13 protein-coding genes and 1 pseudogene are annotated in these 14,652 nt (G+C 69.7%); 10 read left to right on the top strand and 4 right to left on the bottom strand.

Annotated features, from left to right (window positions below; genetic code table 11):
• The 5 genes and pseudogenes from E7Z53_RS19420 to E7Z53_RS19400 all read left to right on the top strand — a co-directional run.
• The coding region (locus E7Z53_RS19420; RefSeq protein ID WP_176338637.1) for a lactate utilisation protein LutB domain-containing protein at positions 1-391 on the top strand (391 nt) is incomplete at its 5' end.
• Positions 388-1,029, top strand: a complete 642-nt coding sequence (locus E7Z53_RS19415) for a LutC/YkgG family protein (RefSeq protein WP_176338636.1) — start codon at positions 388-390, stop codon at positions 1,027-1,029. The genes E7Z53_RS19420 and E7Z53_RS19415, both read left to right, overlap by 4 nt.
• Before the next feature lie 211 nt (positions 1,030-1,240).
• Positions 1,241-4,693 carry a pyruvate carboxylase gene (locus E7Z53_RS19410; protein ID WP_176338635.1) on the top strand — a complete coding sequence of 1,151 codons (3,453 nt, stop codon included), beginning with the start codon at positions 1,241-1,243 and terminating at the stop codon, positions 4,691-4,693.
• A 172-nt stretch (positions 4,694-4,865) separates the two neighbouring features.
• Positions 4,866-7,258, top strand: a pseudogene (ppsA, locus tag E7Z53_RS19405) (phosphoenolpyruvate synthase).
• Positions 7,259-7,358: 100 nt separating this feature from the next.
• Complete coding sequence (locus tag E7Z53_RS19400) at positions 7,359-8,186, top strand: pyruvate, water dikinase regulatory protein (protein ID WP_047804236.1); 828 nt, start codon at positions 7,359-7,361, stop codon at positions 8,184-8,186.
• Between the two features lie 42 nt (positions 8,187-8,228).
• Here E7Z53_RS19400 and E7Z53_RS19395 read toward each other — a convergent pair whose 3' ends face one another.
• Complete coding sequence (locus E7Z53_RS19395; protein WP_176338634.1) at positions 8,229-9,062, bottom strand: aldo/keto reductase; 834 nt, start codon at positions 9,060-9,062, stop codon at positions 8,229-8,231.
• Between the two features lie 269 nt (positions 9,063-9,331).
• Between E7Z53_RS19395 and E7Z53_RS19390 the strand changes: the two genes are divergently transcribed.
• The 4 genes from E7Z53_RS19390 to E7Z53_RS19375 all read left to right on the top strand — a co-directional run bounded on the left by E7Z53_RS19390 (position 9,332) and on the right by E7Z53_RS19375 (position 12,448).
• Positions 9,332-10,495 carry a glucose-1-phosphate adenylyltransferase family protein gene (locus E7Z53_RS19390; RefSeq protein WP_176338633.1) on the top strand — a complete coding sequence of 388 codons (1,164 nt, stop codon included), beginning with the start codon at positions 9,332-9,334 and terminating at the stop codon, positions 10,493-10,495.
• Between the two features lie 87 nt (positions 10,496-10,582).
• Entirely contained in the window at positions 10,583-11,182 is a 600-nt protein-coding gene (locus E7Z53_RS19385; RefSeq protein WP_176338632.1) for a hypothetical protein, read from the top strand.
• Positions 11,183-11,564: 382 nt separating this feature from the next.
• A complete protein-coding gene (locus E7Z53_RS19380) occupies positions 11,565-12,020 on the top strand; it encodes a hypothetical protein (protein WP_176338631.1) in 456 nt (151 codons plus the stop codon).
• Between the two features lie 215 nt (positions 12,021-12,235).
• Complete coding sequence (locus E7Z53_RS19375) at positions 12,236-12,448, top strand: hypothetical protein (protein WP_176338630.1); 213 nt, start codon at positions 12,236-12,238, stop codon at positions 12,446-12,448.
• Here the strand turns inward: E7Z53_RS19375 and E7Z53_RS19370 are convergent.
• The 3 genes from E7Z53_RS19370 to E7Z53_RS19360 all read right to left on the bottom strand — a co-directional run bounded on the left by E7Z53_RS19370 (position 12,445) and on the right by E7Z53_RS19360 (position 14,437).
• Positions 12,445-13,083 carry an NAD(P)-dependent oxidoreductase gene (locus tag E7Z53_RS19370; protein WP_176338629.1) on the bottom strand — a complete coding sequence of 213 codons (639 nt, stop codon included), beginning with the start codon at positions 13,081-13,083 and terminating at the stop codon, positions 12,445-12,447. The two genes, E7Z53_RS19375 and E7Z53_RS19370, sit on opposite strands and share 4 nt — an antisense overlap.
• Positions 13,084-13,233: 150 nt before the next feature.
• Complete coding sequence (locus E7Z53_RS19365) at positions 13,234-13,485, bottom strand: hypothetical protein (RefSeq protein WP_176338628.1); 252 nt, start codon at positions 13,483-13,485, stop codon at positions 13,234-13,236.
• Positions 13,486-13,771: 286 nt separating this feature from the next.
• The gene (locus E7Z53_RS19360) at positions 13,772-14,437 is read right to left on the bottom strand and encodes a GAF and ANTAR domain-containing protein (RefSeq protein WP_255219713.1); all 666 of its coding nucleotides are present in this window, start codon (positions 14,435-14,437) and stop codon (positions 13,772-13,774) included.
• Here E7Z53_RS19360 and E7Z53_RS20570 point away from each other — a divergent pair.
• On the top strand, positions 14,436-14,652 hold a 217-nt coding region (locus E7Z53_RS20570; RefSeq protein WP_255219712.1), incomplete at its 3' end, for a hypothetical protein. The genes E7Z53_RS19360 and E7Z53_RS20570 overlap by 2 nt on opposite strands.

Here is a 14,652-nt window from a genome sequence, read left to right as displayed (position 1 = left end):
AATCCTCGTGCACCTGCGCGACGAGGACGTGCGCAGCAAGCCCACCCCCCGGGTGCCCTCCCAGATGGATTTGATGATGAAGGGCGCTTCGGTGGTGATGTCCTCGGGCACCCGGATGGGGTTGGCCGAGAAGGGTCTGCCGTTGGGGAGGGCGGTGGCGGGCAAGGATCGGGCGATCTCCTGGTTGCCCGGGATCGCCGGGGGCTGGACCGATGAGCGCGACATCCCCGCCCCGCCGAAGGAGTCTTTCCGCCATTGGTGGGCCAAGCACGCCGAGGAGACCCAGGAACGGGTGGCCGCCGACGGCGGCCCGGCCACCGGCCCGGATGCGGGCAGTACCGCACCGGATGGGGCCGAGACCGACACCGAAGACGACGGGGGAGCACGATGAGCGAGGCAAAGACCGAGATCCTCAACCGGATCCGTGGGGCGCTGCACGACGCGCCTACCCCTGCACCGGCGCAGCGCACCTATCGCCGCGTCTCGGAGCGTGCGGCTGAGGAGGTCGTCGAGATGCTCGTGGACCGGCTGGTCGACTACAAGGCCGCGGTGCACCACGAGACCCCCGCGTCCCTGCCGGGGCGGATCGCCCAGCTGCTGGGGGTCTCCGCCCGGTATGTAGTCCCGACCGGTCTGGACACCGCCTGGTTGCCGGAGGACACCGCCGCCCGCCGGGTGCTGGTGGATCCCAATGACGCCCGCGACGCCTCGGCCCTGGGGGTGCGGGAGCTCAACGCCGTGGACGCGGTGGTGACGTCCTCGACCGTCTCCTGCGCGGAGACCGGCACGATCTTCCTCACCGGCCGTCCCGACGAGGGCCGCCGGGCGATCAGCCTGGTCCCCGACCACCACATCTGCGTGGTGCCGGTTGAGACGGTGGTGGAGCTGATCCCCGAGGCCCTCGCCCTGGTGGAGCCCACGGCCCCGGTCACCATGATCTCCGGGCCCTCGGCGACCTCGGACATCGAGCTCGAACGCGTCGAAGGCGTGCACGGGCCCCGGACGCTCGACGTGATCCTGCTCGGCTGACAGGCCCGGACGGCGCGTGAACCGCAGCACGCGCAGACGCACCGTCGCGGATCCGCTCGGCACCCCGGCCCCGAGGGCCCGGGTCTGCCCTGCCCGGGCACGGCGGCCCCTGCCGTGCCCGGCCGTTTCTCCTTCGCAGTTGACCTTGTCAGAAATTCACAACACAGCACCCGGGCCTCCAATGGAGCGCCCAGGTGCGGAACGGGTGTCAATGTTCTCCAAGATCCTGGTCGCCAACCGCGGCGAGATCGCGATCCGCGCTTTCCGGGCCGCCTACGAGCTGGGCGCCAAGACGGTGGCCGTGTTCCCGTACGAGGACCGCAACTCGATCCACCGGCAGAAGGCCGATGAGGCCTACCAGATCGGGGAGGAGGGTCACCCGGTGCGGGCCTACCTCGACGTGGCGGAGATCATCCGGGTGGCCAAGGAGTCCGGGGCGGACGCGATCTACCCCGGCTACGGGTTCCTCTCGGAGAACCCGGACCTGGCCCGCGCGGCGGCCGCGGAGGGCATCACCTTCGTCGGCCCACGGGCCGAGATCCTGGAATTGGCCGGCAACAAGGTCGCGGCGCTCAAGGCCGCCCAGCGGGCCGGGATCCCCACCCTGGACTCCTCCGCCCCCTCCTCGGAGGTGGACTACCTGCTCGGGGAGGCCGAGCGGATCGGCTTCCCCGTGTTCGTGAAGGCCGTGGCCGGCGGCGGGGGACGCGGCATGCGCCGGGTGGAGACCTCTGAGGCGCTGCCCGAAGCCCTGGCGGCGGCGATGCGCGAGGCCGACACCGCCTTCGGGGACCCCACCATGTTCGTCGAACAAGCCGTGCTGCGGCCTCGGCACATCGAGGTGCAGATCCTCGCCGACAACGAGGGCGGGATGGTGCACCTGTTTGAACGCGACTGCTCCGTCCAGCGCCGGCACCAGAAGGTGATCGAGATCGCCCCGGCCCCGAACCTCGACGAGGGCATCCGTCAGGCCCTGCACGCCGACGCCGTGAAGTTCGCCAGAGAGCTGGGCTACGTCAATGCCGGGACCGTGGAGTTCCTCGTGGACACGGCCGGGGAGCGGGCCGGTCAGCACGTGTTCATCGAGATGAACCCGCGGATCCAGGTCGAACATACCGTCACCGAGGAGATCACCGATGTGGATCTGGTCGCCTCGCAGCTGCGCATCGCCTCGGGGGAGACCCTGGCGGACCTGGGCATCGCCCAGGAGTCGCTGACGGTCCGGGGCGCGGCGCTGCAGTGCCGGATCACCACCGAGGACCCGGCCAACGGGTTCCGCCCCGACGTCGGGAAGATCTCCGCCTACCGCTCCGCCGGCGGCGCCGGAGTGCGCCTGGACAGCGGCACCGTCTACGCCGGGGCGGAGATCTCCCCCCACTTCGACTCCATGCTGGTCAAACTCATCTGCCGCGGCCGCGACTACGCCACCGCCGTGCACCGCTCCCAGCGCGCCCTGGCCGAGTTCCGCATCCGCGGGGTGGCCACCAACATCCAGTTCCTCCAGGCCGTGCTGGCCGACCCGCAGTTCCTCGCCGGAGAGGTCGCCACCGACTTCATCGAATCCCGCCCCGAACTGCTCGAAGGCAAGATCTCCGGGGACCGGGCCACCAAGGCGCTGACCTGGCTGGCCGAGGTCACCGTCAATCAGCCCCACGGCCCCCGGGTGGAAGGTATCGACCCGCGCACCAAGCTCCCCCACTACCCGGGCGACAAGCAGGACGAGCCGCTGCGCTCCCCCTTCGACGGGCCCTCGGCGCACACCCCGCCGGACGGGTGGCGGCAGCGGCTCCAGGAGCTGGGCCCGGAGGGCTTCGCGAAGGCCCTGCGGGCCCAGCAGGCCGTGGCCGTGACCTCCACGACCTTCCGCGACGCCCATCAGTCGCTGCTGGCCACCCGGGTGCGCACCCGCGACCTGCTGGCCGCCGCCCCGGCCTACGCCCACACCCTCCCGCAGCTGCTCTCGGTCGAGGCCTGGGGCGGGGCGACCTACGACGTCGCCCTGCGCTTCCTGGGCGAGGACCCGTGGGAGCGGCTGCGGCTGCTGCGCGAGGCGATGCCGAACATCCCGATCCAGATGCTGCTGCGCGGGCGCAACACGGTCGGCTACACCCCGTACCCCACCGAGGTCACCGACGCGTTCGTGGCCGAGGCCGCGGCCACCGGCGTGGACATCTTCCGCATCTTCGACGCGCTCAACGACGTCTCCCAGATGGCCCCGGCGATCGAGGCGGTGCGCCGGACCGGGACCGCGGTCGCCGAGGTCGCCCTGTGCTACACCGGGGACCTCAACGACCCGGACGAGCAGCTCTACACCCTGGACTACTACCTCGACCTCGCCGACCGGTGCGTCGAGGCCGGGGCGCACGTGCTGGCGATCAAGGACATGGCCGGGCTGCTGCGCCCGGCCGCGGCCGCGAAGCTGGTGAGCGCGCTGCGGGAGCGCTTCGACCTGCCCGTGCACCTGCACACCCACGACACCGTTGGCGGGCAGCTGGCCACCCTCATGGCCGCGATCGACGCCGGGGTCGACGCCGTGGACGTCGCCGACGCCTCGATGGCCGGCACCACCTCGCAGGTCCCGGCCTCCGCCCTGGTCGCGGCGCTCGAGCACACCGAGCGGGACACCGGCATCCCGCTGGAGGCGATCTCCGCGATGGAGCCCTACTGGGAGGTCATCCGCCGGATGTACGCCCCGTTCGAGTCCGGGCTCACCGCCCCGACCGGGCGCGTCTACCGGCACGAGATCCCCGGCGGGCAGCTGTCCAACCTCCGCCAGCAGGCCATCGCGCTGGGCCTGGGGGAGCGCTTCGAGGCGATCGAGGACATGTACACCGCCGCCAACGCGATCCTCGGCCGGCTGGTGAAGGTCACCCCCTCGTCGAAGGTCGTGGGCGACCTCGCCCTGCAGCTGGTGGGCATGGGCGTGGACCCGGCCGAGTTCGAGGCGAACCCCCAGAAGTTCGACATCCCGGACTCGGTGATCAGCTTCCTCGCCGGGGAGCTCGGCACTCCCCCCGGCGGGTGGCCCGAACCGTTCCGCTCCAAGGCTCTGGAGGGCCGCACCGTGCGTGTCGGGGTCACCGAGCTCAGCGAGGAGGACTCGACCGCGTTGGCCGCCGACTCCGCGACCCGGCGGGCCACGCTGAACCGGCTGCTGTTCCCCGGCCCGACCCGGGACTACGAGGCGGTCCGGGCCAGGTACGGCGACGTCACCGTGCTGCACACCCGGGACTTCCTCTACGGGCTGACCTCCGACCGGGAGCACGTGATCTCCCTCGGCAAGGGGGTGCGGCTGCTGGTGACCCTGCAGGCCATCTCGGAGCCGGACGACAAGGGCATGCGCACCGTGATGGTCACCCTCAACGGCCAGCCCCGGATGATCGAGGTCCGCGACACCTCGATCACCTCCTCGGTGCCCGAGACCGAGAAGGCCGACCCCGCCGACCGCGGCCACGTGGCCGCCCCGTTCGCGGGGGCGGTGACCGTGACGGTGGCCGAGGGCGACACCGTGGAGGCCGGCGGGCAGGTGGCCACCATCGAGGCCATGAAGATGGAGGCCTCCATCACCGCCCCCACCGGCGGCACGGTCGCCCGGGTCGCACTGACCGGGGTCACCCAGGTCACCGGTGGGGACCTGCTGCTGGTCCTGCGCCCCACCAACTGAACCCTTCACAACCCCGAACCACCCCGTCCCCTGCCCCCTGCTCTGGGCCCCCTGTCCCGGCAGGAGCTGGTCGGCCCTGACCGCTGATGTTCCTGCGGCCGGCCCGGCGGGCAGAACCGATCTTCAATCCACTGGCACCCCGCCCGGGCGGCGCCCACCGAAGGAGTTCTCCTTGACCTCTGTCCTTCCTTTCACCGACATCGACCTCTCCGACCTCGAGGAGGTCGGCGGCAAGAACGCCTCTTTGGGTGAGCTGATCCGCAACCTCAGCAGCGCCGGGGTGCAGGTCCCCGGTGGCTTCGCCACCACAGCCACCGCGTTCCGCCAGTTCCTGGCCGCCGACGGCCTGGACGACCGGATCGCCCAGACCCTGGAGGGCCTGGACACCGCCGACGTGACCGCCCTGGCCGCCGCCGGTGCGCACATCCGATCGCTGATCCGCAACGCACCGCTGCCGGCCAGGCTGGAGGCCGGGATCCGGGATGCCTACGAGAAGCTGGCCGGAACCCACCCGGCAGGGGTGTCCTGGGCAGTGCGCTCCAGCGCGACCGCCGAAGACCTGCCCGACGCCTCCTTCGCCGGACAGCAGGAGACGTACCTCAACATCCGCGGGGTGGGGAACGTGCTGGCGGCGGTCAAGGACGTCTTCGCCTCCCTCTACAACGACCGGGCGATCGCCTACCGGGTCCACCACGGCTTCACCCACGCCGAGGTCGCGCTCTCGGCCGGGGTACAACGGATGGTGCGCTCCGACGTCGGCGCCTCGGGGTGATGTTCACCATGGACACCGAGTCCGGGTTCACCGACGCGGTGTTCATCACCTCCTCCTACGGGCTGGGGGAGGCGGTGGTGCAGGGGGCGGTGAACCCGGACGAGTTCTACGTCTACAAACCGGCCCTGGCCGCGGGGCGGCCCGCGGTGCTCAAGCGCGGGCTCGGAGACAAGGCCCTGCAGATGACCTACACCGACTCCCAGGAGCTCGGGGAGACCGTGGGATTCGTGCCCGTGCCGGATGAGCAGCGGGGGCGGTTCAGTCTCACCGATGCGCAGGTGGAGCAGCTGGCCCGCTACGCGGTGGCGATCGAGGAGCACTACGGCCGTCCGATGGACATCGAGTGGGACCTGGACGGCACCGACGGGAACCTTTATATCCTGCAGGCCCGCCCCGAGACCGTGGTCTCCCGCCGCGGGGCCGGGGCCGTGGCCCGCTACCGGCTCCACGAGACCGGCACGGTCCTGGTCGAGGGGCGGGCCATCGGCCAACGGATCGGCGCCGGACGGGTACGGGTGCTGGAGTCGGTCGAGCAGATGGCCTCCTTCCAGGCCGGGGATGTCCTGGTGGCCTCGATGACGGACCCGGACTGGGAGCCGATCATGAAGAAAGCCGCCGCGATCGTCACCGACCGCGGCGGGCGCACCTGCCACGCGGCGATCATCGCCCGGGAACTGGGCATCCCCGCCGTCGTGGGCGCCGGGGACGCCACGACAGCGCTGGCCGAGGGGGACCCGGTGACGGTCTCCTGCGCCGAAGGCGAGGCGGGCCTGGTCTATGCGGGCCTGCTGGACTACACCGTGGAGGAGACCACCCTGGGCGCGATGCCCGAAGCACCGCTGAAAGTGATGATGAACGTGGGCACCCCCGAGCAGGCGTTCTCCTTCGCTCAACTGCCCCACCACGGGGTGGGCCTGGCCCGGTTGGAGTTCATCATCAACCGCCAGATCGGCATCCACCCCCTGGCCCTGCTGGCCGTGGAAAACGGGTCCCCGGATCCGCCCGCCGAGGTCGCCGGGCAGATCCGGGAGCTGATCGCCGCCTACCCCGGACCCCGCCAGTTCTACATCCAGCGCCTGGCCGAGGGCATCGCCACGATCGCCGCCGCCTCCGCCCCGGAGCCGGTGATCATCCGGCTCTCGGACTTCAAGTCCAACGAGTACGCCAACCTGCTCGGCGGCCCGCAGTTCGAGCCCGACGAGGAGAACCCGATGCTCGGATTCCGGGGCGCCTGCCGGTACCTCTCGGAGAGCTTCCGGGCCGCCTTTGAGCTCGAGTGCGAAGCGGTCGTCCACGCCCGTACCACCATGGGACTGACCAACATCAAGCTCATGGTCCCCTTCGTGCGCACCCTCGACGAAGCCCAAGGTGTGATCGAGCTGCTGGCCGCCAACGGCCTGCACCGCGGGGTGGACGGGCTGGAGATCGTGATGATGTGCGAGCTGCCCGCCAACGCCCTGCTGGCCGGGGCGTTCCTGGAGCACTTCGACGGGTTCTCCATCGGCTCCAACGACCTCACCCAGCTCACCCTGGGCCTGGACCGCGACTCCGCCCTGGTCGCCTCCTCCTTCGACGAACGCGACCCGGCGGTGAAGAAGCTGCTGGAAATGGCCATCACCGCCTGCAAGGAGCGCGGCAAGTACGTCGGGATCTGCGGCCAAGGCCCCAGCGACCACCCCGAGCTGGCCGCCTGGCTGCTGGGCCAGGGCATCGACTCCGTGTCCCTGAACCCCGACGCCGTCGTGGACACCTGGCTGGCCCTGGCCGCTACCACAGCACAGCCGGCCGTGTGAGCACCCTGGTCCTGGTGCCGCCGGCGCCAGGACCAGGGCACCAACCCCACCCCCCACGCGGACCACCGGACATCCCGACGAGAAGACAGCGGAGGCACCCGTGACCGACTCCTGCCCGGTGGCGTTCTTCGTCTCCGACAGCACCGGCATCACCGCCGAGACCCTCGGCAACACCCTCATCACCCAGTTCCCGGCCCAGCGCTTCGAACGCCACACCGTGCCCTTCCTCACCACCGCCGACCACGCCCACCAGGTCGCGGCCCGGATCACCACCGCTGCGGAAACCGGGCGCACCACCGTGGTGTTCTCCACCGTCGTGGACCCGCACCTGCGCGGCATCCTCGAGGCTGGCGCCGGGTACTTCGTGGACCTCTTCGGCTCCCACATCCACCAGCTCGAAGCCGCCCTGCACACCACCGCGAACCCTCAACCCGGCAGGGCCCACGGGCTTGGCGACGCCATCCGCTACCAGTCGCGGATGACAGCCGTCGAGTACGCCATGGAACACGACGACGGGCAATCCATCCGCGCCCTGGAACGGGCCGATCTGATCCTCATCGCCCCCTCACGCTGCGGCAAGACCCCCACCAGCATGTACCTGGCCCTGCAGCACGGCATCCGCACCGCGAACTTCCCCCTAGTCGACGAAGACTTCGCCCACCGGTCCCTGCCGGCACCCATCGCCGCCTACGCGACCAAGTGCTTCGGACTCACCTCCCAACCCCTGCGACTGAGCCAGGTCCGCCAGGAAAGACGCCCGGGCACCATCTACGCCTCCCTGCCCCAATGCACCTGGGAACTGCGCAACGCCCAGCAGATGTACGCCCTCAACGACATCCCCCACCTCAACTCAGCCTTCATGTCCGTGGAAGAAATTTCCGCCACGATCCTCCAGAGAATGGATCTCCAAGAAACCGGCACCGGCTGAGGAAGGGCTCTATGGAGCGTCGAGACCTCAGCGGGTGCGGGATCAACCGTTGTCGACAGTGGTCGGGCCCGGGTCGATCCGCAGGCCGCGGCTGAGCCCGGTGATGACATCGACGTCGGCCGGTTCCAGGGGCAAGTCCAGGGCGGCGTGGTTCTCGCGGATCCGCTGCGGGGTGACGGTCTTGGGGATAACCACGTTGCCGATCGCCAGGTGCCAGGCCAGAACGATCTGGGCCGGTGTGGCGTCGTAGCGATCGCCGATACGGCCCAGGACGGTGTCCTCGAGCAGTTCCCCGCCCCGGCCCAGGGGGGACCGGGCGCCGGTCAGGATGCCGTGGGAGGCGTGGATGGCGCGCAGGACGTCCTGATTGAAGTAAGGGTGCAGCTCCACCTGATTCACCACAGGGACCACGCCCGTGGCGCCGATGAGCTCCTGGAGCTCCTGCTGCGAGAAGTTGCAGACGCCGATGGACCGGGCCGCACCGCTGTCACGGATCTCTCCGAACGCCTTCCAAGTCCGCAAGGACTGCGCACGCTGGGATGCGGGATTGTGCAGAAGGAACAAGTCGACGTAGTCCAGACCTAGACGCTCCAACGAGGCCTCGAGGGCTTTCAGGACGCCGTCGTGGCTCTGGTCCATACTCCACAGCTTGGTGGTCACGAAGATCTCGTCGCGGGCGACACCGCTGTTGCCGATGGCCCGGCCCACACCCTCCTCGTTGCCGTAGCTCATGGCCGTGTCGATGTGGCGATAGCCGACCGCCAATGCCTGGCCCACCACGTCTTCGGCAATGCTGGCCGCCACCAGCCGCGTACCGTAGCCCAGCTGCGGGATGGTGCGACCGTCGTGCAAGGTCAGTACGGGAAGATGGGGCACAGGGGGGAAACCTTTCGTGGGGCGCCGAGCACGAGAGCCAGCGGAGGTGGGATCTGGTGGAGAACCCCTCACTATAGTAAGCTAGCTTACTATAGTGAGGGACGGCGCCCTCGGCTGTGAAAGAGCAGCGTTGTTCCGGACCTGCCCACGGTGGCGGACTCTTGCGGTGGGACCGGGACCATGGTCTGGGGTGATCTCAGTGCGGGATCGGCCTAGATGGGCCGGCCGGCCGGGTGGTCCGGTGGTGGGTGGAGAAGAAGGAGTTCTGCATGCGTGTTCCCCGAATTCTGGCTGTGGTCCTCGCCGGCGGGAAGGGTTCCCGGTTGGGGGCCCTGACCGAGAAAAGGGTCAAGCCGGCCTTGCCGGTGGCAGGCACCTACCGGCTCATCGACCTTGCCCTGTCCAACCTGGCGCACTCCCACATCTCGGATGTGTGGGTGGTGCAGCAGTACCTGCCGCACAGTCTCAACGTGCATCTGGCCAACGGGCGGCCCTGGGATCTGGATCGGACCCACGGTGGGCTGCAGGTGCTGCCCCCCTATGAGGGGGCTTCGGGGGAGGGGTTCGCCGAGGGCAACGCGGACTCGCTCTACCGGCAGAAGGACTTGATCCGTGACTTCGCCCCGGATCTGGTGCTGGTGCTCAGCGCCGATCACCTCTATACGATCAACTTCCTCGACGTCGTGGACACCCACCTGGCCAAGGGTGCGGATCTGACCATGGTCACCACCGAGGTGACCGAAGACCCCTCCCGCTACGGCGTGGTCCAGGCTGATGCGGAGGGTCGGGTCACCGGGTTCGACTACAAGCCCGAGGAACCGAAGGGACAGCTGGTGGCTGGGGAGATGTTCCTCTACGACGCCCAGCAGCTGCTGGAGGCCCTGGAGCACCTGCACGAGCAGGAGGACGGGCTGGAGGACTACGGTCACGACCTGCTGCCGTGGTTCGTGGATCACCGCACTGTGGTCGAGCACCGGCTGGAGGGGTACTGGATGGATCTGGGGACCCTGCAGTCCTACTGGACCGCGCACCTGCAGATCCTCGACGGTGAGGGCCTGGACCTCGATGACCCTGCCTGGCCGATCCTCTCCGCCCAGCCGCAGCGGGTGCCGGCGCGGATCACCGGCGCAGCCCAGCTGCACGCCTCGATGGTCGCCGCCGGTGCGGTGGTGAGCGGGGTGGTGGAGCACTCGGTGCTCGGGCCCGGGGTGGTCGTCGAAGAAGGCGCGACGGTGCGCAACAGTGTGCTGCTGGACGGGGTGTACGTGGGGGCGGGGGTGAGCCTGGTCAACGTCGTGGCCGATGTAGGGGCGCAGATCACCGGCGGCAGCCGCCGCGGCTCTGACAAAGGGGTGACGCTGATCGGTGAAGACGGGGTGGTGGCCACCACCGAGGACTTCGACCGCTCCGCGGTGCTGCCCGCCGGTTTCTGACACACCGCGCACATGTCGTCCTCTCAACCGTTTCGACCAGGGCGCCCCCGGGCCTACGTGTCCGCCCCGGGCTCGCCGCGCGAGGGGATGGACCGGGCTCGGGCCTGGGTGGCCGCCCGGGCCGGGGCGCTGGAGTGGGTCTCGATCGGGATCCTGCTGCCGGACCCAGCGGCCCTGAACCAGTCCCGGTACCTGCGCCTGGCCCGCACCCGAGGCGCCACGGTGGGCTTCACCGAAGACCTCGGTGAGCTGTGCCGGTGGAAGGGTGCGCTGATCGTGGACCGGCCCACCCTGGCGGGTCTGGTGGCGGCCGAGGCCAGCACCGCCGCCGCCATCGTGGTCGTAGCGCAGGACCACCCGGTGCTCCAGGGGTGGGTGGACGCCTTCGACCCCGAGCACCTGGGCGGGCCGGCACTCGCCCCGGCCGAGGTGGTGCTGCCCGTGCCCGAGGTGCGCCGGGTGATGGTCTACTTCACCCACCGCCTGCAGTCCGGGGCGTGCACCTCACCGCGGATGTGGCAGCTGCTGCAGCACCGCTTGGAACACCTCCACCACCACGAGGGGCACTTCAGCGCTGAATCCCTGCTGGCCCTGGCCTGGCAGCTGCACTGGCCCCCCGAAGCCACCCACAAACTGCACCGCTGGGCCACCGACCACCTACCCCCCGACAGCCCGACCTCGTGGTGACCCGCCCGCAGTGTGACCTGTCCGTTGATGACCCAAACCCTGGCGGGCCAATTCCGACACCTCGGGCCTCACGCCTGGCCACGTCCCCGCAGCCGCGCCCAGGGTGCGGGTCCGCGGCCTGACAGCAGCGGCCGAACGCACGACTGCATCCGCGCCGGGAAGGGGTCAGGGCCATCTCCCACACCCTGTTGTCCCTGCCGCAGGGGACAAAAAGGGCACCGGCCGAGAATGGGGTAGGCCATAGACGGCACTACGACGCAGAATTTATGGGTAAATCTGCCCTTGCATACCACAAGACGAAGAAAGACCGCTTTAGGCAGTAGGCTTATCAATGTGTTCGGGACGATCCGGATGCGGTGGTGAGTGGAGGAGAGCGTTGTCGGTGGATCCTTGGGCGTCGTTTGCCAATCCGCGGGCCTATACGGCCGCCCCGATGGCGGCGGGGGTGGCGGTGTTCCACGCCGCGGCCTGGGTGTTCAGTCACAGCGAGGCGCTGTCCTGGGCGTCGTTGGCCATCGTGGTCCCGGACCGGTCGCGGATGCCTGAGATCGAGCAGCTGAGGCGGCTCAAGAGCCGCGGGGTGCGCATGGGCACCATTGCCCAGGCCGAGCAGGCCCGGCACTTCGACCGGGTGCTGCTGGCCTACACCCCGGACGCGGCCACCCTGGCCCGGGCCGAAGCACTGGCAGAGGCCCGGGTGGTGGTGGCCATCGGCGATGACCCGAACCAGCTGCGCGAGTGGGTGAACACCCACCACCCGGTGCACTTGGGGGGCGCGAGCCTGCTGGCCACACCGTCCGTCCCGCCGCTGAAGGCAAGCCCCGTGGTGGCCGCCTGAACCCCCACTGCCCGCCTACCTGCGCGCGCCGCCTGCACCGGTGGCGCACGCGCCCACCGCCTCGGGGCCCGCCCATCGCCGGCCCTTCCGGATGTTCCCAGGGCCAAGTCGTACGGGGCGCCGCAGGACCCGGTCGACCCGCCGCTCACCGTGGAGGTCGCCACGCAACGCCCCCGCGGACGAGGTGCCGCCACGACGACGAAAGGACAGACAACGTGATGATGGTGCTCGGGGTGGCCCTGCTGGTCATCGCCGGACTGTTGCTGGTGGTGACCGTCGGTCATGACGCCCGCACCGATGAGGCCCCGGCCGGGGCCGGGGCGAGCCTGCTCGTCCTGATCGCCACAGGGGCGGTGCTCGTGCTGGCCACCACCGGGGCCGGCCTGGTAGGCATCACCTGGGTGCTCTCGATCACGAGCCAGCACTAGTTGCTGATCACCGGACTCGTCCACCACAGGCTGGTCTCCAAAACCTGAGCGGCCAGGAACCGGGCGGTGTCAATCCGGGTCACGGGGGCACGAGGGCCGGCGCTCTGACGCAGGTGCACGTGACGGATTCCGCGGGCGGGACCAGCGGTCAGGGTGGGGGCGCGCACGATCGTCCAGTTCAGCTGCGAGGCAGTGATCATCCGAAACCGGTCCTGGGTATAGGCGATGCCGGCCGGATGCAGTGTCCGGCGCACAGCCCACTGGACCCGGGCGAATCTCGGGGTGTCTCCAGCGGCGGGGTAGAGGTGCTGCGGGGCGAAACCGACATAGCGATCCACCTGGTGGGCGCTCATGGCCCCCACCAGGTGGGTGGTCGCTGTCCGGGCGCGACCCGCGGCGGCCTGACCGCGGGCCGCGGCGAGCACGTCGATCACGGCTCCGGCCTCTGCGACGGTGGAGTCCAACCAGGCGGGGTCGGTGATGTCTCCGACAGCCACGCTCACCGGGTGCTGCGGAGCCGACCCGGTCGCGGGTGCGTCCTCGAGGACAGCGGTGGGCTGGTGGCCGCGGAACAGCAAATCATCGACGACCTCCTGCCCCAGAGGGGTCTGCGCCCCCAGTACGACGACGCGCACAGTTTCCTCTCTCACCTGCGCGCAGAGAGTCTGAACTGTCCAGCAACACATGACGGCAACGATTAGTGAAGTTGATAACGAGTAGGCCCAGGTCTCCGGTAACACTGCGGTTCGCGGTGGCCAGGCTGAGCTGGACGCCGTGCGGGCAGCTCAGTGCAGCAGGCGGGAGGCGAACTCGATCTGCAGCTCGTGCAACCGGTCCTGGGTGATGGGGTGAGCCCCCTCCGGCTCGGTGAGGTACTCCCGTTCCAGCTGCCGACAGATACGGCTGTGCAGGATCTGCAGCTGCTCCAGGGGCAGTTCCAGCAGCTCGTTGGGGAACGGGTCGTCCGGGCCCAAGTGGGTGGCCCGCTCGAGGGTGGTCGTCACCGGGGGGTGGCCGGTCTCGGCGGGCCCGGTCATGCGATCACCGCCCACACGGTGCACAGGCCCGGCTGGTGGTCGGCTCCGACCGCGAGAAGCTGAGCAGACAGGTGCTGGGGGTGGCCGGTGGTCAACGCTCCGGGCAGGAGGCCGGCAGGCGACGTGAGAGAGCACGAAGGCATGAAAAAGGTCTTTCGCTGAGCATGATCGATGGATCGGTCAGCTACTTGACCAGCCACGAGCATAACCACCGGCCCCCGCCCTTGCCAATCCCCCGTTTCCGGCCCCGCCCGTGAGTCAGCAGGGCCGGGCGGAGCACGGCGTATCAGTCGGTGGTCTTCCTCTCCGGCCAGGGGGCTTCGGAGGCGTTGAAGTGCGTAGTCGGGGTGTGCCCGGTGGTGGATTCAATGAGCTCCACCGCCAGCTCGCGCACTTTGACCCCGCGCCGGGCCGCGGCTGCAGCGAGCAGGTCGAAGGCCTCGGGCTGGGTGCAGTGCTGCTGGGTGATGAGGATGCCCACGGCCACATCGATGGCGGTGCGCGAGGTCATCGCGCTCACCAGGTCGCTCTCGGTGTCCTGGTGCTTGGCCAATCGCAGGGCCAGACGCAGCGCCGTGGAGGTCGCCACGACTTCCTGGGTGATCGCCGCGATCGCCTCCTCGGAGAAGGCATCGACGGTGCCGGCGTAGACGTTCAGGGCCGCCTTGTCCGGGCCGGGCAGATCGAAGGGGGCGGCCACGGCCGAGCGCACTCCCTGGGCGGCGGCGGCCTGCCCATAGGCCGGCCACGGGCCCTGGGCCAGATCGGGGATGTGGACGATCAGCTGCTGGCGGGCCGCGGTCAGACAGGGTCCATCACCGTAGTCGTATTGGATCTCATCGAGCACTTCCGCCCGGGCGTTGGAGCTGGCCACCGTGCCCACCCGCCCGTCGCGCAACAAGGTCACCGCGCACCACACCGAGGTGCCCTCCGAACTCAGGTGCGCGGCCATGACCTGGGTGAACTCCTCCAAGAACTCCCGCAGATCCGCACTGTCGGCCAGTGCCTGGTGCAAGGTCAGGGTGGTGGATACCGACGGGAAAGACGGAATGGCCCGGTGTGCCACCGAGGAAGAATCGAGCATCGGCAAAACCTTTCAGCAGGCGCCGGCACCGGCGCCATCCAACAACAGAACAACACGACAAGAAAACGCAGCGGCACCGGCTG

Origin of the sequence: Kocuria salina (genome assembly GCF_013368965.1) — a bacterium.
Taxonomy (GTDB): domain Bacteria; phylum Actinomycetota; class Actinomycetes; order Actinomycetales; family Micrococcaceae; genus Kocuria; species Kocuria rosea.
Note: the sequence above shows the minus strand (reverse complement) of the source record. Positions and strands in the feature narration are given on the sequence as shown.